This window comes from Gordonia sp. (in: high G+C Gram-positive bacteria) (assembly GCF_012515855.1).
Classification (GTDB): domain Bacteria; phylum Actinomycetota; class Actinomycetes; order Mycobacteriales; family Mycobacteriaceae; genus Gordonia.
In genome coordinates this window covers 1-22242 of sequence record NZ_JAAYXO010000193.1, presented here as the reverse complement: position 1 = coordinate 22242, position 22242 = coordinate 1, and the positions used below count along the sequence as shown (strand labels likewise).

Below are 22242 nucleotides of genomic sequence, written 5' to 3'. Positions count from 1 at the left end.
TTCTCAAGATCGTTCGGGAGCACGAACATCTCGTACTCGTCGGGCGTCACGAAGATCGCCACCGACCGTGAGAGCCGTTGCCACCCTTCATCCGCCAGGACCTTCGCGACCTGGTCGTGGAACGCGGCTTCGAGCGGATGATTGGCGCCGTTGGCGCGCAAGGTGCGGAGGGCGCGGTCCATCGCACTCTTGACGGTGGTCTTGGCGAGGTCGATCTGCGCGGTCGTTGCGTGCGCATAGATCGTCACCGCATGCTGACGCGGCGCCCCCAGTTCGAGGAGCTCTTTGGTAGTCGGATAATCGTGACGTGCCACGGACATGCCTCCCTGTGAGTACTCAAGCGGGAACACGGCTAGCCGCGGGCCGTCGCAAGCACCCGGCGACACCTCTTTGGAGATTCCGCCGTGTCCTGGGTCCGACCGTACCCGTCGGCCGATCCCGACCGGTCCGCTATGCGCGACTTCTCCGCTAAGAATCCTCGCCGTCGTCGTCATCATCGTCCGCCGCCAGCGGCACGATCCGCGCACCTGCGACGATCGACGACACGCGCATGTAGACCGACTCCAGCGTCAAGGTCACGGCACACACGATCGCTATCGATCCGGGCACCAGCACCAGCAGATCGTTGATCCGTTCCCACGCCGACGGGCTCCACAGCGCGACCCAGGTCAGCATCATCGCGACCACCGTAGCCAGCTCGCCCAACAGGTTGATGCTGACGAAGACGATCGCCTGGACACGATGGCGAGCAATCGTCTTGCGCGAGAAGTGGAAGTCCGCGGAGAACGCAAGCAGCAGAACGGCGAACAGCGACAGCAGGATCCCGAACTCGTCGGTGGTCAGCTCACGCACGACCCACGTCCGGCGCCGCGGAGAGCTCGTCGACGAGCTGCTGATTGAACTCACTCCAGAGCGGCTTGGCCCAGGCGCCGAACGACCGATCCGTCAGCACGACCGCCGCGGCGCGCAGATCCGGATCCACCCAGAGGAACGTGCCCGCCTGACCGAAGTGACCGTAGGTGCGCGGCGAATGTCCCGGGGCCGTCCAGTGCGGGCTCTTTTCTCCGCGGATCTCGAATCCGAGTCCCCAGTCGTTCGGCCGGTGCTTGCCGTAGCCGGGGACGAATCCGTCGAGACCGGGAAACTGCACCGTCGACGCCTGCGCGGCGAGCTCCGGCGACACCAGGCGCGGCGCCAGTTGATCTGCGGCGAAGGCGGCGAGGTCGTCGACGCTCGATCGCGCACCGTGCCCGGCGGACCCCGCCAACTCGGTGGACGACATCCCGAGCGGTTCGCAGACCGCTTCGCGCAGGTAGTCGTCGAAGGCGATGCCTGCCTCCCCTTCTACCAGCTCGGCGAGGACCTCGAAGCCCGCGCTGGAGTAGATCCGCTGCTCGGCCACCCCTGCCACCGCGTCCCTGGTGTCGAACGCGATGCCCGACGCGTGCGACAGCAAGTGCGCCAGCGTCGCGCCGGGCGGTCCGGCCGCCGTGTTGAGGTCCACGGCGCCCTCCTCCACGGCGACCAACACCGCCTGCGCCACGAGCAGCTTCGTCACCGAAGCCAACTCGTAGACGCGGGCGGTGTCACCGTGGGCGCCGACGACGCCATCCGCGGTCAGCACTGCGGCCGCAACGTGGTCGACGGGCCAATCCGAAAGCGCAAGCAGAGATCTCACAGTTGTCGAGCCTACTGCCGATGTCAGCCCACGGGCTGCGGCTCTGCCGACTCCTTCTCCGGGGCCTGGGTCGCCGACGTCTTCGGCGACTTGTCGACATCGGAGTTCACCGCGATCGAGCCGTCCTCGCCCGTGACGAACTGGTCGTCGTCGAGCGTGGTGGTGACGCCTTCGACACCGGCCAGGACCTGATCCACCTGCTCCACCGAGATGCCGCAGTTGTTGATGGCCTCCGAGACCCACTTCTTGGTGAGGCGGTCCTTGTTCTGCGCGTGCGCCTCCTCGACCGTCCCGCTCAGGATCTCCTTGGAGCGCTTGAGGTCGGGGACGTCGGCGCACACGTGGAACACCGATCCGCCCTTGGTGTAGTAGACCTCGTTGAAACCGGTCAGTTGCTCCACGACGTTGGTCTCGACGCTGTACTGCTCCACCGACGGCGGATTGAAGTCGGCGCTGGCCACGCCCACCAGGATCGCGACGACGATCGCTACCGCGCCCGCGATGCCCTTCTGCTTGCCGTCCAGGTCCTTGTTCATCAGGATCATGACGATCAGCGGCAAGAAGGCGATGATCGTGATGATCACGCCGAGCTGGTTCTGGACGAAGAAGCGGAACTTGTCCTTCTCCGACGCCGGGTCGTACCGGTTCGACTTCTTCCAGAGGAACGACCCGCCGAGCGCGAACGCGCCGATCGCCACGATCATCACGATCAGCAGCCACAGGAGGATCGGGTCCTGCCGCAGGACCCAGAAGATGGTGAAGGCCTCGCCACCGATCGCGATCGCCCACAGCACACCGGCCACGATCCGCAACATCAGCGCCGTCGACTTCGCTTCGGCCGATGCCTGGAACCGACCGCCCGTCACAGTCTGCTGCTCGGCCATCTCTGCGCCGCGCTTGGCGCGTGCACTCTTCTTCTCCGCCATGACTCCCCTTGGTGAACGATGGCCGGAATGGCCCCGATGCGAAACTTCGTCAAATACTAATGCCACGGCGAAGGCCCGCCGACGCGGGCGCGTCGACGGGCCTTCTCCGGCGGGACTATTTACCGATCGGCGTCGGTGTAGCGGATGACGCCGCGGATGTTCCGGCCCTCCAGCATGTCCTGGTAACCCTCGTTGATCTGGTCGAGGCTGTACTGGCGGGTGATCATCTCCTCGATCTTCAGCTTGCCGATCTTGTACATCGACAGCAGGTTCGGGATGTCGAGCTTCGGGTTGGCGCCACCGAAGATGCTGCCCTGCAAGTTCTTCTGCAGCAGGGTCAGCATCGCCAGGTTCAGGGTCACCTGGTTCTCCATCATGTTGCCCATGCCGGTCAGGACGCAGGTGCCGTTCTTGGCGGTGATGCTGAGCCAGGTGTCGACGTCCTTGCCGAAGACCTCACCGACGGTGACGACGACCTTCTGGCACATGCCCCATTCGGTGGCGTTGCCGATCTCGTTCATCGCTTCCTCGACGGAGGCGAACACGTGGGTGGCGCCGAACTTCAGTGCCTGCTCGCGCTTCCACTCCACCGGGTCGATGGCGAAGACGTTGCGAGCGCCCGCGATCACGGCACCCTGCAGCGCCGCGGTGCCGACGCCGCCGACGCCGATGATCGCGACGTCCTCGCCCGGGCGGACGTCGCCGCTGCGGGTCGACGATCCGTAGCCGGTCGGGATGCCGCAACCGCACAGCGCCGCGACCTCGAACGGGATGTCCTTGTCGATCTTCACCGCGGAGGCCTCGTGGACCACCATGTACGGGCTGAAGGTGCCGAGCAGGGTCATCGGGTAGACGGGCTGACCGTCGGCGGTGTGGATCCGGAAGGTGTGGTCGGAGACCGCTTCACCCTGCAGCAGCATGGCGCCGAAGTCGCACAGGTTGGCGACGCCGGCCTTGCACGACTTGCACTTGCCGCACGACGGGATGAACGACAGGACCACGTGGTCGCCGACCTCGAAGTCGGTGACGCCCTCACCGAGGGCCTCGACGACGCCCGCGCCCTCGTGTCCACCGAGGATCGGGAAGCCGCCCATCGGGATGCCGCCGGTCATCAGGTGATGATCCGAGTGGCACATGCCCGCCGCTTCCATGCGGATCTTGATCTCGTGCGCCTTCGGATCACCGATCTCGATCTCTTCGATCTGCCACGGCGTATTGAGTTCCCGGAGAATAGCGCCCTTGGTCTTCACAGTCTCTACCTCTATTCGAATCCTGTTGCGGCAAGCCCGCACCCGAAAAGTGACGTGCGGCCGTGGCCGCTTCCGCTAGCGAGCGTAGTCACTTTTCACCAAAAATGAAACACGTTCCAGTTCTCAGTGCGCGAGGCCGGCGTCCTTGCTGCCGTACGCCTCCCGGAGCTGGGGCTTCACCACCTTGCCGCCGGCATTGCGCGGCAGCTCGTCGACGATCACCAGGTCCTTCGGGTGCTTGAATCGTGCGAGATTCTCATTGAGGTAGGGCTCCATCTCCTCGAGCGTGAGGTCGTCGACGCCTTCGGCCAGTACCGCCACCGCGACCGGAACCTCGCCCCACTTCTCGTGCGCGCGACCGATGATGGCGGCTTCGGCGATCTTCGGATGCCCGAACAGCGCGTTCTCCACCTCGGCGCAGTAGATGTTCTCGCCGCCGGAGATGATCATGTCCTTGGCACGGTCGACCACGTACAGGAAGCCCTCCTCGTCCTGCCGGACCAGGTCTCCGGAGTGGAACCAACCGCCGGCGAAGGCATCGGCGGTGCCCTGCGGATTCTGCCAGTAGCCGGCCATCAAGGTGGGGCCGCGGTAGACGATCTCGCCGACCTCACCGGGGGCCACGTCGTTCATGGCGGCGTCGACCACGCGCGCGGTCACGCACGGGACCACCTTGCCGATGGAGCCGAGCTTGCGCAGCGCGTCCTTACCCTCGAGGACGCAGGTGATCGGCGACATCTCCGTCTGCCCGAACACCGCGACATTGAGCGCGTCGGGGAAGGTCTCGTTCATCGCGTTGAGCACCGTGTCCGACGCCGGAGCGGCGCCCCAGCTGATCACCCGGAGCTTCAGGTCGCGCGGCTTGGCCTGCTGCGCTGCACACACCGCCTGCCACTGGGCAGGCACCAGGAAGATCGAGGTGGTCCCCTCGGCCTCGAGAGTGTCGAGCATCTGGTTGGGGTCGAAGTTTCCGAGGGGGTGAATCACCGTGGTCGCGCCCATGTAGAAGGTGGGCGTCATCGCACCGAGCGCAGCGATGTGGAACATCGGCGCAACGCACGACGCGACATCGTCGCTCGTGGTCTGCAGCGCCTGGATGCAGGTGACTCCCTGCGCCTGCAGATTCTGGTGCGTCAGCATCGAGCCCTTCGGCTTGCCCGTGGTACCCGACGTGTACATGATGAGCGCGACCGTCTCCTCCGGGATGTCGATCTCCGGCAGCGGCTCCCCCGCTTCGGCGACCAGATCCTCGTACGACAGGTGCGCATCGTTGGCACGGTCTCCGACGGTGATGATCGTGTCGACGGCGCCGGTGATCTGCGCGACGGCATCGGCCAGCGGAGCCAGCATGGTCTCGGTGACGACGACCCGGGCGCCCGAGTCCGACACCAGGAAAGCGATCTCTGCCGGAGCCATCCGAATGTTCACCGGGACCGGAATGGCGCCGATCAGATTGGCCGCCAGCGTCAACTCGACGTACTCGGTTCGGTTCAGCATCAACACCAGGATCCGGTCGCCGAAGCCGACACCCCGGCGCAGCAGCGACGCCGCCAGCGCGTGAGTGCGCTCGTCGAGCTGCTTCCACGTGGTGGCCTGCCCGAGGAAGCGAAGCGCGTGGCCGTCCGGGTTGTCGGCCGCGTGTCGTCGAACCTGATTGTTCCAGTGATTGCGGCGCGAACGCAGCGGCTCGTCGGTGAGGGTGAATCCCAAGGTTTCGGTCATGTCATCTCCTGTGTGAGGTTCCGGTCCGGCATGGTGCAGATCGAGTGGGTGCAGGTCGAGGGGTTGAAGGTCGAGCGGGTCAGCGATTGGCGAAGGCCGCCAACGCCGCCTGGAATTGCGGGGACTGCAAGAGTTCGGTCTGCCCGGCGATCTCACGATCGAGCGAGGTCTCGAAACCCTGGAGCGAGTGCTCGTCGAGCGCCTTCTTGGTCAGGGCCAACGCCTGCGACGACGACCGGGCGAGCCGCTTGGCGACACGGTCGACAACGGCGCCGAGCCCCGCGGGGTCGTCGACGTACGCATTGATGAGACCGGCGTCGTAGGCATCGGCGGCCGAGAGCTTCTCGCCGAGCAACGCCATCGCGTTGGCGCGGGCACGGCCGACCGCCGCGGTGAAGATCGAGGTGGCTCCGCCGTCCGGCATCAGGCCGATGTTGACGAAGGCGAGCAGAAAGTAGCTCCGACTGGTCGCGTAGATGAGGTCGGCCGCCACCGCCATCGACGCGCCGATGCCCACCGCCGGACCGTCGAGCGCGGCGACCACCGGCATCGGCAGTCCGCGGATCGCGCGGACGAGGTTGGAGCCGTTCTCGATGATCGCCCGGGATGCGTCCACCCCGAAGCCGCCCGCCGACGCCGAACTCGTCGCCATTCCTGCGACGTCCGCGCCGGTGCTGAACGAACCACCGCGGCCGGAGAGGATCACCACGCGGACGTCGTCGCGCGCGGCCCACTCCGTGCAGAGCGCCATCACTCGCGCCGATGCCGGCCCGTCCAGAGCGTTCATCTGCTTGGGCCGATCGATCTCGAGGCGGGCGATGCCGTCGTCGTCGACGCTTCCCCACACTCCGTCGACACAGTCCAGCTCGCTGATCATTGCTCTCCTCGCATGACGGGTTTGTCACAATCGCCACCAACCGTATCACCGAAAGTGACTTGCGTCATGCGAATTCTGATTAACATTTCTGCCCCGTAAAGACGCCTGAACTGCAGGTATTAAGATAATCCAATTGCGCCTGAATCTCGACGGAGATTCATCTAGCATTGACGACCATGACTTCTGGGGGCCGAACAGCATCCACCGCTCGGCCACGAAAGCGGCCGGCAGATCGCCGCGACGTCATCCTTCTGGCCGCAGCCCGCAGCTTCGCCCAAACCGGATTCCACGCGAGCCATCTGAGTGAGATCGCCGACGAAGCGGGGATCTCCGCCCCGGCGCTCTACCGTCACTTCTCCGGCAAGTACGAGCTCTTCGCCGCCGCCCTGCTGAGCCGGGCGCAGGGGCTCGCCGCGGCCATCGCCGACGTCCCACCCGACGACGATCCGCGAGCCGAACTGCGCGCGATCCTGCGCGCGGCCGCGGGCATCGCCTACGACAGCCGCGACACCGGCAACATCTACCGGCGCGAACCCCGGATACTCCAGGGCGAGGACCGCCGCCAGCTCGCGGCGCTGCGGGCCCAGTCGCGCAACCGGTTGATCTCACTGCTGCGAGCGTTCCGACCCACCCTTTCCGAAACCGGCGCGTCGATTCTGGTGACAGCGATCTTGTCGATCATCGCCAGTCCGGTGACGCACCGTGTGAAACTGGCGCGTCGAGCGGCCGTCGACCTGCTCTGCAACTCTGCCGACGCGATCCTCGACCTGGAACTGCCCGAGGATGCGGCGGCCGATGATCCGGCAGGCCTCGCGCCGCTAGGCAAGCGCGAAGCCATTCTGACCGAATCGATCAGACTGTTCGCCGAGCACGGCTTTCACGAGGTGACGATGGAACAGATCGGCGGCGCCGTCGACCTGCCCCCGTCGGGCGTCTACCGCCACTTCCCCTCGAAGACCGCCATCCTGGTCGCGGCACTGTGGCGCGGATCCGAGCGGACGACGTCGGCCATCTCGAGCGCGCTGTCGCAGGCCACCACGCCGGATGAGGCCTTGGACGCCCTGGCACGCCAGTACGCGGGCCTGTGCGTCTCCGACCCCGACATCATGACCGTCTATCTGCGCGACATGAGCACGCTCGACCCCACCGAGCGCCGAGCGCTACGCCGGCAACAACGCCTCAACGTCGACGAATGGGCCACCTGGTTTCAACGCGTCCGACCCGAGACGTCTCCGATGGCAGCGCGTTTCATCATTCACGCAGCACTGAACGCCTGCACCGACGTCACCGTGGGGCACCCGGACGCAGACGCCGAGACCGTCGGAGCGATTGCGGCGGCGATCCTGCGCAGTCCTACACCACCGACAGATCCGACAGCTTCCAGTCGTCGCCGTCCCGCGTCAGCGTGATCTTGACCCGCGACTGGTAGTCCATGCCATCCGGCCCCACCGCGGGAACCAACGGGGTCTTCACGTTCTGATCGATCGCGACGAGCACCACGGCGGTTGTGTCGGAGAGTGAGACCAGTCCGGCCTCTTTCGCCTCGGCCGACCCCGCAGCCTTCGCCTCATCGTTGCCCTCGCGCGCCTTCTGCGACGAAGCGATGTAGCGGTCAGCGAACTCGGGGGTGGCGATCTCGCGAATTCGCTTGTCCAGGTCTGCGTAATCGCCTGCCGAATACGTGAGGACAGAGGTCGCGTAGGTCTTCGCGTCGTTGATCGCCTGCTGCTGGGCGTCGGCATCATCGTTGGAACCGCTCGTCGCGTAGAGGTAGCCGAGGACGGCCACGGCGATCGCCAGGACCACAACGGCCGCGCTCAGCACCATGACGACCTTGCTCGACGGCATCACCACCGCACCGTCGGAACTGTCCTCAACCGCTGCTTCCTCGTCGCCCTCCGCGTCGCCGCTCTCGCGGCGCTTGACTGCCGATTTCTCCTCCGCGCGGATCTGAGCTCGTCGTTCCCGGTTCTTCACCAGAAGCTCCTCGCGGTCCGACACGGCCGACGCATCCGCGCCGGTCGCCTCCCCGTCTTCCCTGCCATTGGCCATGGGCAATCACTCTAGTGGGTTCCGCCCCACAGTCTTGCTGTGCGGTAGATCACATCTTATGCCATTACATATATGTGGTACCAAGATAGGGATCTGTTTCACGACTTCCGCGATTTCAAGGAGCACCCCATGGTTGAGTTCACCCCCGAGCAGACTGCGTTCGCGCAGGCCGTCACCGACTTCTGCGAGCGCGAGGTCGGCACCCGCGCTAAGCGTGACGCCCTGACCAACAACGGCGCCGACGCCCACTCGGACGAGCTCTACCGCAAGATGGCGCAGCTCGGTTGGGCCGGCATCAACGTCGCCGAGGAGTTCGGCGGCGCGGGCGCAGGCAACGTGGAGATGTGCATCTTCCTCGAGGAGGCAGTGCGCAACCAGGCCCCCATCGGCGCCGTCGGCCCGACCCTCATCACGGCCGCCGCCTACGCCAAGTTCGCGAACGAGCAGATGCGCAAGGAGGTCCTCGCGGGTGTCGTGGAGGGCGACTCACTGTCCATCTCGATGTCCGAGCCGGAGGCCGGCTCCGACGTCGGCGCCCTGACCTGTCGTGCGGAGAAGGTCGACGGCGGCTGGAAGATCAATGGTCAGAAGACTTGGTGCTCCAACGCCCATTTCTCGAAGTCGATCCTGTTGATCGCCCGCACCGACCGCTCCGGCGGCAAGCACGAGGGCCTCACCCAGTTCCACGTCCCCGCCGACACGCCCGGCCTGGTCATCAGCGGCATCGACACCCTCGGTGGCCGCGAGGTCAACGACCTCTACTTCACCGACTGCTTCGTCCCCGACTCCGCCGTCGTCGGCGAGGTTGGCCAGGGCTGGCGCCAGCTGATGTCGGGCCTCAACACCGAGCGCCTGATCCTCGCCGCCATGCAGCTCGGCCTGGCCCAGCGCTCGTTCGACGACACGCTCGCCTTCATCAAGGACCGCAAGCAGTTCGGTCGCCCGATCGGCTCGTTCCAGGCGCTGCGCCACCGCATGGCCGATCACGCCACCGAGATCGCCTGCACCCGCGAGCTCGTCTACTCCGTCGCCCGCGCCGCGGACGCCCATCCGGAGAAGATGATGCCGCGCGAGGCCTCGATGGTGAAGCTGAAGGCCACCGAGACCAGCAAGGCGATGACCATCGACGGCATGCAGATGATGGGCGGATACGGTTACGCCACGGAGTTCGACGCCGAGCGCCTCATGCGCGGCGCGATCATCTCGACCGTTTTCGGCGGCACCAACGAGATCCAGCGCGACATCATCGGAAAGACCTATGGCCTCTGATTCCTCGACCACGGACCGGCAGCGGCGACGACCGCAGCTGTCCGAGGAGGTCGCGTCGACCATCCGGCACAAGATCATGACCGCCGAGGTGCTCCCCGGCGACCGGATCCGCATCGACGAGACCGCCGTCGAACTCGGGGTCAGCGTGACCCCGGTTCGCGAGGCACTACTCACGTTGCGGGGCGAGGGCATGGTGCTCCTCGCCCCGCATCGGGGTTACGAGGTCGCTCGACTGACCCGCACCGACGTCGACGACCTCTTCTGGCTCCAAGGCGAGACCGCTGCGCGCATCGCGCGGCGCACCGCGGCCGTCATCACTCCGGCGCAGATCGACGATCTCGCATGGGCCAACGCGCAGTTCCGCGACGCCGTCCGGACCGGCGACAGTGCCGCGCTCACGCAGGCCGAGTTCGAGTTCCACCGCGCGCACAACCAGTTCTCCGACAGCGCCAAGCTCGCCTGGATGCTGCAGAACACCACCCGCTACACCCCGCACGAGATGTACGCCTCCGACCCCGACTGGGGACTGGTGACCGCCGACCGCCACGACGAACTGATCGCCGCCTACCGCGCAGGCGATGCTGAAGCCGCCGCCGACTGCATCCGCCGCGAGTTCACCGACGGCGCCGACCGCCTCATCAAGCACCTGTCGCAGACCGGCATCTGGGACGACGCTGAGAGCAACCCCGTTTCCGACTCCTGACCAGCCGTTTTGCGCTCTCAGGAATCCATGGGTAGAGTCTGTTCTCGTTCGCCCCAAGCAATCCCCCATAGCTCAACGGCAGAGCACTCGACTGTTAATCGAGCGGTTATTGGTTCGAATCCAATTGGGGGAGCAAGTAGAAACCCGCTGCAATCGCAGCGGGTTTTCTGCTTTGTGCCGCCCGTCTCCCCCAGGCGATCGAGTAGACGCAGTCGAGCGCAGCGAGACCCGTCAGGTATCGAGATCAACGCACGCCGACCACGATCACCACTGATCATTCGGACGCACGATCCCCGCGGCGACAGCATTGGTAGATCCAGCATTCCACAGGCAATATGGCCTGGAGGGGAATTCCGCAGAGCGGACATGACACAGGGGGACGAAAGTGGCGCATATCGATCTCTACAAGGTATTCGGCCTCGACCGCCGAACGCATCCGGACGACGTGTGGCGCACGCTGACCGATCGTCTTCAGGGTGCCGACATCGCGGCCCGGCACCAGATCGAGACCGCCCGGGCGATCCTCTCCGACCCGACGCTGCGCGCGCAATACGATGCACGTCTGGCCGACCTCAGCGCACCGCCGCTGGATCCTGCAGCGCTCGACCGGATGGTCGCATCGCACGTACAAGCGACGCCTGAAGCGACGCTCGCCCCCGCGTCTGCGAGCTCCGGGGTGCCCGTGCCCGTTCTCGCGACGGTGGCGGTGCTGTTGGTGATTGCGGTAGGCGTGTTCGCCGCGGTGATGCTTCGCGACGGCGGCGAAGATCAGCCGGCGAATGCCGCAGCGTCGACCGCATCGAGTGAGCAGCCGACAGCACCCGCGCAGCCACCGCACCAACAGCCGGAACCGACACCCGAATCCGGACCGACCGCACCAGTCGATGGCGCGTACGTCGATGCCGGCGGACCTCGACCGCCCGGCGCCATTCCACTACCTACCTATGTGAGCCGCTACGGCAAAGTGAGCTCCGCGCACTTGCTGACCCCGACCGGAGGTATCGGCTGCGACTTCCAAGAAGCAGGCAGCGGCGGCAAGCAGGGACAGTGCGGAGTCCGGAAGTTCAACAGAGCGAGTAGTCCACTGGGCACCGAGAAGGTCGGCGGGAGCACCAAGGGCAAGTGGCTGTTCCAACTCGTCGGCGATCGAGTCGGCCAGCCCGTCGCCACAACCGGCACCACGGGTTGGATGAACCAGCCCGCGAACGACGGCTACCAGGTCCCACGCGTCGAGTACGGCAAGCAGTACTACTTCCAGGACTGGGTTGTTGCCTCCGAGGAGAACGGCCTGACTCTGTGGAACACCAAGACCGGCTCAGGCGTGTTCCTGTCCAACGAGCGCGTCGAGACCTTCGAAGGCCCCGGACGGTCGGCGCCGACGACAGGCACGAGCGGCGAAGGTATCGTTCTGGGGTCAGTTCAGTCGAACGGTCGCGGCTATGGCAATGCGCAACCGAGTGCCATCGACCTCGGTGGGGCCTCGTCGACGAGCATCATGACGGGAATTTCTTGGACCGACTGGGGTTCGGATCGCGCCACGGGAACAGGCGTGGGCACCTATCAGCCGCCAGACAAGTCAGGAATCTACAAAGAGTCGAATACCCCCGGCATAGTCGCGGCTTTCGCGCCGGGGATGTGCAGCGGCAAGCGTGCATACACGAAAATCGTCTACTATTTTCCCTCCAAAGGTCAGGGATTCGACGCGGCCAACGCAATTGACATCTGTACCGCTCGGTGAACCGCACGTGCGCAACAGATGCGGCACCAATCTGCCGGCCTGACGTCAGTCCCCGCGCACGACGTCGGGCACGAAGCCGTGCTGCACTCCCCACAGCACGGCTTGCGCTCGAGTGCTCACGCCGATGCGCCGGTAGCAGGTCCTGATGTAGGTCTTGACCGAGTTGATGGACAGACCGGTCCGGTCCACGATGTCCGCGTTGCTCCAGCCCTGCGTGATGAGTGCCAGTACCTCGGCCTCGCGTTGAGTCAGGCCTTCCTCACGCCCGGGCCAGTCTCCGGTACTGGACACCGCCGTCGCGGGCGCTCCTCGGAAGACCGTGGGCGACTCGCCGGCGGCGTGAATCTGTTCCAGCGCATCGACCAACTCCGACGCCGGAAGCTTCTTCGACAGCATGGCGTCGGCACCGCAGGCGAGTACCGCCGACAGATTCTCCTCCGAGACCTCCCAGGTGTACACCACGACCTTCCGCACACGACCGTTTCTGGTGAGCGAGGTGATGAGGTCGCGGTCCACCGGAGGATTGGCGAACGAGTCGTAGAGCGCGATGTCCACGTCAGCCCCGACCTCGTCGCTAGTCGACAGCGCCTCGACGCGCACCCGATCGGAATACCGCCGGAGCATCGTCGCCAAACCTCGAACAACCACGTCGTAGTCGTCGAGGAGCGCTACGCGAATAGGTCTCATACCTAACCGTATCTCCCGTGAACACACCCCTAGGGGTGAATTAATTCGCCCGGTCGGTCGATAGCGTCGACAGCACGCCATTGAACGGGCCTGTCTATCCCCGACGACAAAGGACAACAGCTGTGCAGAACACCCGGGCCGACGCCGGGCCGATCTCCCTCACCAGCCGACCGACGACCACCGAGATACCGTTCAACATAGGCCGCTTCTGGTACCACCGAGACGAGGATCGGTGGGAGTGGTCCGATCAACTCGCTCGCCTTCACGGGTACGACTCGGCGGCTTCGGTGATTCCGACGACCGATCTGTTGCTGAAGCACAAGCATCCCGAGGACAAGGAGCGCGTCGCCGCGTTGATCGATCGGGTCCGCAATGCGGGGGAACCATTCAGCAGTCAGCATCGCATCGTCGATGTGAAGGGCACAGTGGTCCCCGTCGTCGTGATCGCCGATATCCTGCACAGCCCGGACGGCAAGCGCCTTGGCACCTTCGGCTATTACGTCGCAGATTCGGGCGGCAGCGTCGGGCGGCGCGGCCGAACCAATCGGGTGCACATGGACATCGACGAGATGGTGCGACGGCGGGCGACGATCGAACGCGTCAAGGGCGCACTGATGCTCGCCTACCGGATCGATGAGCAGCAGGCCTTCGATCTGCTGGTCTGGCGCTCGCAGGAGACGAACATCAAGCTGTACGCCCTGGCCGCAGCTATCGAAACCCGACTCGTCGACGTCGACGTACCGTCGCGAGCACGATCAAGCTTGGACCGGATCCTGCTCACCGCCCACGAGGCCGCCGCCCACTGAATGCCGCGCGACCGTCAGAGAGTCGCTGCCTCCGCCGCCAGGCGGGACAGTGTGTCCTCGAGTTGCTGCTCGGTGATCAGCGGGAAGCCGACCTGCTGCAGAAGATCCTTGTCAGTGACCTTCGACCAGTCGTAGGTGTGCCGCACCAGCGTGCTGTCCGGCCCCTGGGACTCGAGTTCCCACAGCCACTCCCAACCGGGCGGCTCGGTTCCCGCGGGTGCAGTCTTCCAAGCCAGCAGCTTGTCCTTCGCGTACCCGGACACGTGATTGTCGGTCTGGTACTCGCCGCCCATGTGCGGCCCCTCCATGTTCATCGTGAAGACCTGGCCGACCTTCTGAATCCGGTCGGCGTGGTCGACGCCCCGAATGAAGCCGGAGCCGTCGAGCGACTGATGCCGCTCGGGGTTGCTCAGCACGGCGAAGACTCGATCGACCGATGCTTCGATGATTCGTTCCACTGTGACACTCGTTTGATCGCTCATGTCTCCAACGTGCCTAAGGTCCGAACACCTCGCAACCAACAAAGCGGGGCCGAACCGACTCATTCGTCGGCTCGGCCCCGCTTCGGGGCAGACGAGCTCTTAGACGCCTGCGGCCGCCGAGTTGACCTTCGAGCGCAGCGCGAACGCATTGACGACCTCGACCAGGCCCACGACCACCAGCATGAAGCCGGAGACCCAGGTCAGGGTCTCGACCGACGAGATCGGCCAGATGATCAGCACGCCGCCGGCGATGACGGTGATGATGCCGGTGAAGATGCCCCAGCCGCGACCGGGAAGTCCGCTGGCCGAGTCCATGAACACCGCCAGCTCCGCGACGCCGCGGAAGATCCAGCCGATGCCGACCCAGAGAGCCAGCAGGATCACGGCGCTCTCGATGTTCCGGAACGCGACGAAGGCGAGCAGGATCGAGATCGCGCCTGAGACGAACGACAGGAAGCGCCACCAGCCGTGCGCGTGGGTCACGCCGAAGGTCGACGCAATCTGAAAGACACCCGAGACCAGCAGGTAGATGCCGAACAGAATGGCGACGACGAGCAGCGTCGCGACGGGCCACAGCAGCACGATCACGCCGAGGATCACCGACGCGATACCGATGCCGAGCAGGCTCTTCCACGTGCGGTGAGCGATGTCGGTGATCGCGTCCCGCGCCGCCGAAGACAAGGGGTCATTGATTGTCATGAAGTGATCGACCTTTCATGTCGATTGCTACAGGATCGACCCGGCGATACCGGACGGTTGCACGGAACCCGACGAATCGATCGGAACAGGAGAATCGTATCGTGCGCAGGTGACGCCCGCCGCGCTGTCTCCGACGTGCGCTAGCGTGGAGGGATCATGACGTCACGAATGCAGGGGACTTCCGGCGCTCACCGCGCCACAGGCAGATGACCGCGCCTCGCAGCCGATCCACCGGATCGGCCATCCTCACATTCCTTTGGCGCAGTCTTGATGCGTCCCAAACTGATTGGTCTCAGTCATGAAGCAGTACACCCAGCAGCAGATCCTCGACGCCTTCCACGGCGCCACCCGCAGCGAGTTGAAGAAGGTCACGTTCCCGCTCGAGTTCGACGATGTCGACTTCTCTCGCCTCGAGTACTACGGCTGGCGCGACCGCAAGATGCCGCGGCGCGCCTACATCGCGATGGAGCACGGCGACGGCCTCGTCGCGCTCATCCTGAATCGGGCCGACGCGAAGCCGTCGCGGCGTGCCATGTGTGCGTGGTGCCGCGACGTCGAACTCACCGAGGAGGCCGTGATGTACACGGCCAAACGTGGCGGGGCCCAGGGCAGGCGCGGCGACACCCTGGGCACGCTGGTGTGCTCCGGCTTCAACTGCTCCAAGCACGCGCGCAAGCTGCCGCCCGCGTATCACAAGGGCACCGATCTGGATGCCATCCGCGCAGAGCAACTGGCGGGCCTGCGTCACCGCGTGTCGTCGTTCATCGCCGAAGTGCTGTCGACCGAGGACCAGACAGCAGCGGACTAGCCGACAGCCTCGACGAGTTCGGCGTCCGCGGTCGCGTCGGCGGCGGCTTTCGCCGCACGACGACCAGCCCGCGTGGCGCCGAGCGTCGAAGCGCTCCGGCCGTAGCCGACCAGGAACAGGCCGGGGGCTTTGACGACGCTGACGTCGTCGTCGGCCATCAGCACGCCACCTGTGCGCTCGCGAATGCCGAGACCTGCGAGATGCCCGATCGACGCTCGGAATCCCGTGGCCCAGATGATGGCGTCGACCGATTCCCTTGATCCGTCGGCGAATTCGACACCGTCGGTGACGAGTCTGCCGATCGGCCCGCGCGAGGCGAGCACACCGTCGTCGATCAGCGGCGCGAAGCGCGAGGTGCGTGGCAGTCCCGTCGCGGCGACCACGCTGAGCGGTCGCAGTCCCGCTCGGGTCCGCTCGGCGACGGACTCCTCCACCGCGCGTCCCCAGTCGGTGTCGAACGGAATGTCGCGCCACCGCGGCGGGGTCCGCGTCGACCAGATCGGCGTCGCGCCGGCCTCGTGGAGAAGAAGGACGAACTCGACAGCGGAGATCCCACCGCCGACCACGAGGACCCGCTGCCCGGCGAAATCGCTCGGCTCCGGAAAGTCTCGGGTGGTCAGTTGGCGGCCGTCGAAACGGCCCGGGTACCAGGGAACGTAGGGGTGGTCCCAGGTTCCGGTGCCGCTGATGACGGCACCCGCCCGGTACGTGCGGACCCCTCCGTCGGGGCGTTCGGCGCGGACCAGGAAGCGTTGGTCGGCGTCACGCTCCACCGATGTCACGCGCCAGGGGCGGGCGACGCGCAGCCCTCGCTCCTGCTCGTACCCGCCGTAGTACCGCTTCACCACTTCGCGCGCCGGCTCATCGGGGTCGGCCTCCGGCAACCGCGAGCCGGGAAGGTCGTAGACGCCGTTCACCAGGCTGAAGGTCAGGGCATCCCAGCGGTGACTCCACGCACCGCCCGGGGTGGGGTTCGCATCGAGCACCTCGAAGTCCTCCCCCGCGATCAGCCCTTCGCGCTGAAGGTAGTACGCCGCCGACAGACCTGCCTGTCCGGCGCCGATCACCAGCACGCGACGATCGATCACCTCCGACGGCTCACCGGTCAGGATCTCCGCCGCCGCACTTCCCACAACGTCCATGTTCATGAGCAACCCGCAGACCCGCCGCAATGTTCCACGCGAATCTGCTCCGTCACACGTGAGTGCCGATTGCGGGGTGTCGCGTCGTACCCGTCCCTACGCGACCGCCAGTGCGTCGACCGGTGCCACCGACACCGCTCGCCGACTGGGCGGCAGTGAGGCCACGACCACCAGCGCGGCCGTCCCGAGGACGATCGCCGCAAGGGCGCCGAGCGGCAGTCCGACCGGGAAGCCGGGCGTCATCGCGCCGATCAGCGACTGGCTGCCGACGGCGCCGAACAGGGTGCCGAGGAGCAAGCCGCCGAGTACCGCGGTGCCCGAGAGTGCCACGGACTCAAGGGTGATGGTGCTTTGTACCTGCTTGGCGGTGAAGCCCATCGCCCGCAGCATCCCGATCTCGCGCGTTCGCCCGATCACGGTCAGCGACATGGTCGAGACGAAGCCGACGGCGGCGATGATCACCGAGATCACGATCAAGCCGACCAGCACCCAGGTCATCATCGTCATCACCTGGCGGTTCTCCTCGAGCTCCTCCGGACTCATGTCCCACCGATCCAGCGATTCGGTCAGCGAGGTCATGCCCGCGACCACCGTCACGATCAGCGTGACGCCGATGAACAGGCCGATAGTCGACCGGGTGGTCCGTGCCTTGTCGGCGACGGCGTTCTTTCTCGCCAGCAATGCCTGCGGGCTCCCACCGAGCAGTCGACCCAGGCCGGCCACCATCGCAGGCACCACAGACTGCGCGCCGACCAACAGCCCGACGGCTGTCAGCGCCGCTCCGAAGAACGCCACGAAGAAGCCGGCCACCTCGCCGCGCTCCCCGAGGACCGCCGCCGCCATCAGCAGCAGCGCACCGAAACCTGCCAGCGTGACGGCCGCCAGATTCTTCAGCCACCGGAACGAGTTCGTCGCGCCGAGCACCGGCGCACCTGACAACGTCTTGCGCGAACCGATCAGCGTCGCAATCACCGCGACACCCACCACGATCGCCGCGGCCACCACGGTGATCGGTGGCAGGTAGCTGTAGCGGATGTCGGGGAGCACGCCGCGCGAGACCATCGCCACCCGCGCGATGTCGGCGATCGCCACGCCGATCACCGTGCCGGCCGCGGCACCGACGACGGCCGTCTTCGCGACGCCGCGGGTGAGGCTGGACCGCAGTTGCTGCGAGCTCGCCCCGACCAGACGAAGCAGCGCGAGCTGGCGCGAACGCCCCGCGATCACCGTGTCGACGCCGTTGCTGATCACCACCGCGGCCACGAAGAGCGCGATCAGGATGAAGACCGAGGAGACGGCTCCAAGCAGGACGCTCATTCCGCCATCGGTCCGATCCCCGGCCCGGCCGATGAAGTCACTGGCGGTCAGGAGGATTCCCGCGTACGCCGCCGACAACGCGCACACCACACCGACGGTCGAGAGCTCACGCAGCGAACCGACCGTCAGCCGGTAATCGGTCGCCTTCATGTTCCCGGTCATGCCGCGGCCCCCTGCAGGTTGATGAGGAGGTCGGAGATCTGGCGCGGATCCAGTCCGCGGTACTCGCCGACAATCCTGCCGTCGGCCAACACCAGGATCCGGTCGGCGTACGACGCCGCGACCGGATCGTGCGTCACCATCGCGATTCCCTGCCCGTACTCACGTGCGGCCGTGGTCAGCAGCGTCAGCACCTCGCGACTGGTCCGGGTGTCGAGGGCTCCGGTCGGCTCGTCGGCCAGGATGATGGTCGGCTTGCCCGCGAGCGCCCGGACGATCGCGACGCGCTGCTGCTGGCCGCCGGACAACTGCGCGGGTAGATGGTCGAGCCGGTCGCGCAGCCCCAGCGAACCGACGAGATGGGCGATCCACGCCTGCTGCTCGGCGGTCGGCTTCCGCCCGGCAAGGACGAACGGCAGTCGGATGTTCTCGTCCGCGGTCAACGTCGGAATCAGGTTGAACGCTTGGAACACGAATCCGATCCCGGTGCGGCGCAGAATGGTTCGCGCGGTGTCGCTCAACCCGACGATCGGCGTCTCGCCCAACCAGATCTGTCCGGACGTCACCTCGTCCAGGCCCGCCATCACGTTCATCAACGTCGATTTGCCCGAGCCCGACGGCCCCATGATCGCGGTGAACTCACGACGGCGAATCTCCACCGACACATCGCGCAGGGCGTGGACGGGGTTTCCGGGATCACCGTAACTGCGCGTCACGTGGCGCATCACGACGGCGGGTCTGCTGGTCTGCTCAATTGCGTTCATGTCTAGAAACGCTATGGCTCCGACCATGCCTTACGCGTCGGCCTGGAGTCGGAATCGACGTACGTCGGACGACTGGTCTGAGCGTCATCCCTGCGATGTAGGGCGAGCCTCAGACCAGACCGTGCTCGTACGCGTACACCACGAGTTGTACCCGGTCGCGCAGCGCCAGTTTGGCGAGCACGCGGGAGATATGCGTCTTGACCGTCGCCTCCGAGAGGAACTCGGCCGCTGCGATCTCCGCGTTCGACAGCCCTTTCGCGGCCTGCTGCAGAATCTCGCGCTCACGGGACGTCAGCGCGCCGTACTCCGGCCCCGGCTCCGAGCCGCGCACCCCGTGCCGCTCGAACAACTGTCGCGTGGCCGACGCCGCGACCACCTGCCCGCCGTCCACTACCGCCCGCACGGACGCGAGCAGGAAATCCGGCTGGGCGTCCTTGAGCACGAAGCCGCTCGCGCCCGCTTCGATGGCCCGTGCGGCGGCCTCGTCGACGTCGAAGGTCGTCAATACCAAGACCTTCGGCGCGGCGTCGCCGAACTCGGCGAGGAGTTGCCTCGTCGCCGTGATGCCGTCGATCCCCGGCATGCGAACGTCCATCAGAATGAGGTCCGGGGCAGCGTCGCGAACCATCTGCGCCAGGTTCAGCGCCGACGATTCCTGCGCCACCACTTCAACGTCGGTCTGGCTCGACAAGATCATGGCGATCCCGCCTCGGAACAGCGGTTGGTCGTCGACCAACGCGACGCGGATCATGAGAATCCTTCCGGGCGTGCGGGAATCAGCAGTTCAACTTGCCAGCCGTCGTCGGTGGCAGCGCTGGTCAGCGTACCGCCGGTCAGTTCGGCGCGCTCCACCATGCCTCGGATCCCGTGTCCCGCCCCGCCCGGAGCGAGCGGACTGTCGGACCTGGCGTTGTGCACGGTCAGTCGGCACCCGTCGGTCCAGTCCTGCTGCACATCGACCGTGCGCGCGAGGTCGCCGTACTTGAGGGCGTTGGTCAACGCCTCGGTGAGCACCGCGAAGGCGACCCGGACGGCCAGCGGCGACGCCGCGTCCTCGTCGCCCACCTGGGTGGACTGCAGGGTCATGCCGGCCGCCCGCATGCGCGCGTACAGCTGATCGCGGTCGGTCCGGGCATGGTCGGCGGTCGACTCGGTGGATCGGAGCTCCTCCAGTACGCCGCGCACGTCGGCCAGCGCCTCGCGCGCGGTGTCGGCGATCGTGCCGAGGGCCAGTTTCGCTTCGTCCGGATCGACGTCGAGGATCAACCGGGCGCCTTCGGCCTGTGCCACGACCACCGCGAGCGAATGCGCGACCAGGTCGTGCATGTCGCGGGCCAGGCTCGAGCGCTGCGCCTGCTCGTCGTAGAGGTCCAGGAGCCGACGCCGCTCCAGTTCGGAGATCTGCTCGGCGATGCGAGCCTGCTCAACGCTCTGCCGTTGCCTGCGGATGAAGCCGACCGTCCAACCGCCGACCAGGAGCACCGCGATGCCGATGAAGGTGATCACGTAGTCCGACAGGCTCCTGCCCGTCGTGACCTCGTCGACGCCGGGTGCCCGCAAGTACACCCAGGCCGCAAGCAATGATCCGACCAGGGCGACCACCAGCGCCGTCCGGCGGACGCGGAAGTCCGGGTGATTGCCCGTCGTGTAATAGAGCACCGCGTACAGCAGGCTCGGCCCCGGAGCGACGTCGAAGGTGATCACCTGAATCAGCGCCGACACCAGTGCCAACAGCATCATCAGCGACGGCGCCGAACGTCGCACCATGACCGCCACGCCGACCAACGCGCTCACGACCGTCGCAGTCGCGCCCAGACCGGCCGATGCCCCGACCATGAAGACGGTCGAGAGCAGACCGACCACAGCGTCGCCGATCGCCGACCGCCGCGACAGCCCAGGGAAAGCGAGCGGGTCGACGACACGATGCTTGCCGATCATCATCATTCCCCTACCGTGCCACGTCGCCGCGGCCATAGCCCGAACAGCCGGATTCACCAACCAGAACCGGAGCATTCGTCACATAACTTAGGTTTCTCTCAGAAATGACATATGCTTGCGACGCATATTTCGTGAGGTCCACATCACATGTGGCGCAGAGTGTTTGGGAGACGACCATGGGCATCCACCGCCGTTCCATCAAACGGACCAAAGCGGCCCGCGCCGCGACGACCGTCGGGGCCCTGGCCGCGACCGCGAGCATCGCGCTTACCAGTCCGGGCATCGCGAACGCCGCGGCCCCCGACCACGGCCAGGTGACCAGCGACCTCTCGCACGCTCTCGACAACTTCCTGAACGCCACCAATCAGGGCAACAACGGGATCTGGAACCCGATCGCCGGGCAGACCGGCGGACTGCTGCCGATCATCAACAGCGAGTTCCGCAAGGACGATCTCACCGATCTCAGGGACATCACCGCCATCACCGCGGCCCTCCGCGACATGTTCGACATGGACTTCCCCTGGACCACCACGCCGGGATTGATCCCCAGCATCGTGCTCCCGGGCGGGCAGACCATCGACGTGCAGTCGTTGCTGCCCCAGAGCATGCCCGGACAGGCGCTGGTCACCAACGCTGCCGATCTGATCGACGGCCTCCTCGGTCTCGGGATCGGCTCGTTCGTTCCCGGCCTCCCCGCGCTCCCCGGACTGTCGGACGTGACGCTGGGCGACCTGATCGGCAACGCTCCCCTGCCTCCGCTCGGCGATCTCATCAAGGGGCTCGAGTTTACCCACAGCCAGTTCAACAGCGACTTCGCGTGGGGACCGATCGCCTCGGGCGAGACCAAGATTCAGAACAACTTCCTGCAGACCCCGGCCGAGCTCATCCTCGACCTCACGACCGTGCCGGCGCTCGACGAGCCGCTCCTCGACCTGTTGCCCGATCTCTTTCCCGGCATCGATCTCGGCGCGATTCCCGGTCTCGACACCAGCATCAACGACATCCTCGGCACTTCTCTCGACCCGTCGAACGTCAATCTCAGCGATCTGCTCGGCGGCCAGGAACTCCCCAGCGCCACCGTCTGGGTTCCGCAGGGCAGCGGCAAGTACAACTTCCTCGGCGCCTCGACGGGCTGGTGGGCCGCGGCCCCGACGGCCGACCTCGCGATTCCCGCGATCCTCGGTGCCACCGACCCGTTCGACCTGACGATCTCGATCCCCATCAC

The 22242-nt window shown here is 66.2% G+C and carries 21 protein-coding genes, 1 tRNA gene and 2 pseudogenes; 8 read left to right on the top strand and 16 right to left on the bottom strand.

What is annotated here, in order from left to right; all coding sequences use genetic code 11:
* The 7 genes and pseudogenes from GX543_RS13930 to GX543_RS13900 form a co-directional block, all read right to left on the bottom strand.
* Positions 1–314: pseudogene (locus GX543_RS13930) on the bottom strand (hypothetical protein); the annotation flags it as partial.
* A 154-nt stretch (positions 315–468) separates the two neighbouring features.
* Positions 469–852: a hypothetical protein gene (locus GX543_RS13925; RefSeq protein WP_290852700.1), complete on the bottom strand. Its 384-nt coding sequence runs from the start codon at positions 850–852 to the stop codon at positions 469–471.
* Positions 845–1678, bottom strand: a complete 834-nt coding sequence (locus GX543_RS13920) for a serine hydrolase (RefSeq protein ID WP_290852699.1) — start codon at positions 1676–1678, stop codon at positions 845–847. The genes GX543_RS13925 and GX543_RS13920 overlap by 8 nt, the downstream gene beginning before the upstream one ends.
* 23 nt (positions 1679–1701) lie before the next feature.
* Positions 1702–2604 (bottom strand): hypothetical protein, encoded by a 903-nt coding sequence (locus tag GX543_RS13915; RefSeq protein WP_290852698.1) that lies wholly within the window; start codon positions 2602–2604, stop codon positions 1702–1704.
* Between the two features lie 119 nt (positions 2605–2723).
* Positions 2724–3854, bottom strand: coding sequence for an NDMA-dependent alcohol dehydrogenase (locus tag GX543_RS13910; RefSeq protein WP_290852697.1), 1131 nt, complete (start codon positions 3852–3854; stop codon positions 2724–2726).
* A gap of 123 nt (positions 3855–3977) precedes the next feature.
* On the bottom strand, positions 3978–5576 hold the full coding sequence (gene fadD5, locus GX543_RS13905) for a fatty-acid--CoA ligase FadD5 (RefSeq protein WP_290852695.1): 1599 nt from the start codon (positions 5574–5576) through the stop codon (positions 3978–3980).
* A 79-nt stretch (positions 5577–5655) separates the two neighbouring features.
* Entirely contained in the window at positions 5656–6453 is a 798-nt protein-coding gene (locus GX543_RS13900; protein WP_290852694.1) for an enoyl-CoA hydratase-related protein, read from the bottom strand.
* 176 nt (positions 6454–6629) lie between these two features.
* Between GX543_RS13900 and GX543_RS13895 the strand changes: the two genes are divergently transcribed.
* The gene (locus GX543_RS13895) at positions 6630–7862 is read left to right on the top strand and encodes a TetR/AcrR family transcriptional regulator (protein ID WP_290852693.1); all 1233 of its coding nucleotides are present in this window, start codon (positions 6630–6632) and stop codon (positions 7860–7862) included.
* Here GX543_RS13895 and GX543_RS13890 read toward each other — a convergent pair.
* Positions 7807–8505, bottom strand: a complete 699-nt coding sequence (locus GX543_RS13890) for a hypothetical protein (protein WP_290852692.1) — start codon at positions 8503–8505, stop codon at positions 7807–7809. The two genes, GX543_RS13895 and GX543_RS13890, sit on opposite strands and share 56 nt — an antisense overlap.
* A gap of 129 nt (positions 8506–8634) precedes the next feature.
* Here GX543_RS13890 and GX543_RS13885 point away from each other — a divergent pair, with 129 nt between their 5' ends.
* The 4 genes from GX543_RS13885 (at position 8635) to GX543_RS13870 (ending at position 12215) form a co-directional block, all read left to right on the top strand.
* Complete coding sequence (locus GX543_RS13885; RefSeq protein ID WP_290852690.1) at positions 8635–9774, top strand: acyl-CoA dehydrogenase family protein; 1140 nt, start codon at positions 8635–8637, stop codon at positions 9772–9774.
* Positions 9764–10477 carry a GntR family transcriptional regulator gene (locus GX543_RS13880; RefSeq protein WP_290852689.1) on the top strand — a complete coding sequence of 238 codons (714 nt, stop codon included), beginning with the start codon at positions 9764–9766 and terminating at the stop codon, positions 10475–10477. Before GX543_RS13885 ends, GX543_RS13880 begins: the two co-directional genes overlap by 11 nt.
* Positions 10478–10538: 61 nt before the next feature.
* Positions 10539–10610 (top strand) — tRNA-Asn (locus GX543_RS13875).
* A 252-nt stretch (positions 10611–10862) separates the two neighbouring features.
* A complete protein-coding gene (locus tag GX543_RS13870; RefSeq protein ID WP_290852688.1) occupies positions 10863–12215 on the top strand; it encodes a hypothetical protein in 1353 nt (450 codons plus the stop codon).
* A 45-nt stretch (positions 12216–12260) separates the two neighbouring features.
* On the opposite strand, the gene GX543_RS13865 is transcribed toward GX543_RS13870, so the two are convergent.
* A complete protein-coding gene (locus tag GX543_RS13865; RefSeq protein ID WP_290852687.1) occupies positions 12261–12902 on the bottom strand; it encodes a response regulator transcription factor in 642 nt (213 codons plus the stop codon).
* A gap of 122 nt (positions 12903–13024) precedes the next feature.
* Here GX543_RS13865 and GX543_RS13860 point away from each other — a divergent pair, with 122 nt between their 5' ends.
* Positions 13025–13708, top strand: coding sequence for a PAS and ANTAR domain-containing protein (locus tag GX543_RS13860; protein WP_290852686.1), 684 nt, complete (start codon positions 13025–13027; stop codon positions 13706–13708).
* A 14-nt stretch (positions 13709–13722) separates the two neighbouring features.
* Here GX543_RS13860 and GX543_RS13855 read toward each other — a convergent pair whose 3' ends face one another.
* Together GX543_RS13855 and GX543_RS13850 are read right to left on the bottom strand one after the other, a co-directional pair.
* Positions 13723–14190 carry an SRPBCC family protein gene (locus GX543_RS13855; protein WP_290852685.1) on the bottom strand — a complete coding sequence of 156 codons (468 nt, stop codon included), beginning with the start codon at positions 14188–14190 and terminating at the stop codon, positions 13723–13725.
* Positions 14191–14289: 99 nt separating this feature from the next.
* Positions 14290–14889: an HdeD family acid-resistance protein gene (locus GX543_RS13850; protein ID WP_290852684.1), complete on the bottom strand. Its 600-nt coding sequence runs from the start codon at positions 14887–14889 to the stop codon at positions 14290–14292.
* Between the two features lie 298 nt (positions 14890–15187).
* On the opposite strand from GX543_RS13850, the gene GX543_RS13845 reads away from it, so the two are divergent.
* On the top strand, positions 15188–15697 hold the full coding sequence (locus GX543_RS13845) for an FBP domain-containing protein (protein WP_290852682.1): 510 nt from the start codon (positions 15188–15190) through the stop codon (positions 15695–15697).
* Here the strand turns inward: GX543_RS13845 and GX543_RS13840 are convergent.
* The 5 genes from GX543_RS13840 to GX543_RS13820 all read right to left on the bottom strand — a co-directional run bounded on the left by GX543_RS13840 (position 15694) and on the right by GX543_RS13820 (position 21023).
* Positions 15694–16845 carry an FAD-dependent oxidoreductase gene (locus tag GX543_RS13840; protein WP_290852680.1) on the bottom strand — a complete coding sequence of 384 codons (1152 nt, stop codon included), beginning with the start codon at positions 16843–16845 and terminating at the stop codon, positions 15694–15696. The two genes, GX543_RS13845 and GX543_RS13840, sit on opposite strands and share 4 nt — an antisense overlap.
* 90 nt (positions 16846–16935) lie before the next feature.
* Positions 16936–18306 (bottom strand): FtsX-like permease family protein, encoded by a 1371-nt coding sequence (locus GX543_RS13835; protein WP_290852701.1) that lies wholly within the window; start codon positions 18304–18306, stop codon positions 16936–16938.
* 8 nt (positions 18307–18314) lie between these two features.
* On the bottom strand, positions 18315–19079 hold the full coding sequence (locus GX543_RS13830; RefSeq protein ID WP_290852678.1) for an ABC transporter ATP-binding protein: 765 nt from the start codon (positions 19077–19079) through the stop codon (positions 18315–18317).
* A 109-nt stretch (positions 19080–19188) separates the two neighbouring features.
* Positions 19189–19830: a response regulator transcription factor gene (locus GX543_RS13825; protein WP_290852676.1), complete on the bottom strand. Its 642-nt coding sequence runs from the start codon at positions 19828–19830 to the stop codon at positions 19189–19191.
* Positions 19827–21023, bottom strand: a complete 1197-nt coding sequence (locus tag GX543_RS13820; protein WP_290852674.1) for a histidine kinase — start codon at positions 21021–21023, stop codon at positions 19827–19829. The genes GX543_RS13825 and GX543_RS13820 overlap by 4 nt, the downstream gene beginning before the upstream one ends.
* Positions 21024–21166: 143 nt before the next feature.
* Between GX543_RS13820 and GX543_RS13815 the strand changes: the two are divergent.
* A pseudogene (locus GX543_RS13815) lies at positions 21167–22242 on the top strand (hypothetical protein); the annotation flags it as partial.

Coding starts and splice junctions, on each gene's coding strand:
- GX543_RS13915 (WP_290852698.1), bottom strand. CDS start 2,604: ATGGCGGAGAAGAAGAGTGCACGCGCCAAGCGCGGCGCAGAGATGGCC.
- fadD5 (WP_290852695.1), bottom strand. CDS start 5,576: ATGACCGAAACCTTGGGATTCACCCTCACCGACGAGCCGCTGCGTTCG.
- GX543_RS13900 (WP_290852694.1), bottom strand. CDS start 6,453: ATGATCAGCGAGCTGGACTGTGTCGACGGAGTGTGGGGAAGCGTCGAC.
- GX543_RS13895 (WP_290852693.1), top strand. CDS start 6,630: ATGACTTCTGGGGGCCGAACAGCATCCACCGCTCGGCCACGAAAGCGG.
- GX543_RS13890 (WP_290852692.1), bottom strand. CDS start 8,505: ATGGCCAATGGCAGGGAAGACGGGGAGGCGACCGGCGCGGATGCGTCG.
- GX543_RS13885 (WP_290852690.1), top strand. CDS start 8,635: ATGGTTGAGTTCACCCCCGAGCAGACTGCGTTCGCGCAGGCCGTCACC.
- GX543_RS13880 (WP_290852689.1), top strand. CDS start 9,764: ATGGCCTCTGATTCCTCGACCACGGACCGGCAGCGGCGACGACCGCAG.
- GX543_RS13865 (WP_290852687.1), bottom strand. CDS start 12,902: ATGAGACCTATTCGCGTAGCGCTCCTCGACGACTACGACGTGGTTGTT.
- GX543_RS13855 (WP_290852685.1), bottom strand. CDS start 14,190: ATGAGCGATCAAACGAGTGTCACAGTGGAACGAATCATCGAAGCATCG.
- GX543_RS13850 (WP_290852684.1), bottom strand. CDS start 14,889: ATGACAATCAATGACCCCTTGTCTTCGGCGGCGCGGGACGCGATCACC.
- GX543_RS13845 (WP_290852682.1), top strand. CDS start 15,188: ATGAAGCAGTACACCCAGCAGCAGATCCTCGACGCCTTCCACGGCGCC.
- GX543_RS13840 (WP_290852680.1), bottom strand. CDS start 16,845: ATGAACATGGACGTTGTGGGAAGTGCGGCGGCGGAGATCCTGACCGGT.
- GX543_RS13835 (WP_290852701.1), bottom strand. CDS start 18,306: ATGAAGGCGACCGATTACCGGCTGACGGTCGGTTCGCTGCGTGAGCTC.
- GX543_RS13830 (WP_290852678.1), bottom strand. CDS start 19,079: ATGAACGCAATTGAGCAGACCAGCAGACCCGCCGTCGTGATGCGCCAC.
- GX543_RS13825 (WP_290852676.1), bottom strand. CDS start 19,830: ATGATCCGCGTCGCGTTGGTCGACGACCAACCGCTGTTCCGAGGCGGG.
- GX543_RS13820 (WP_290852674.1), bottom strand. CDS start 21,023: ATGATGATGATCGGCAAGCATCGTGTCGTCGACCCGCTCGCTTTCCCT.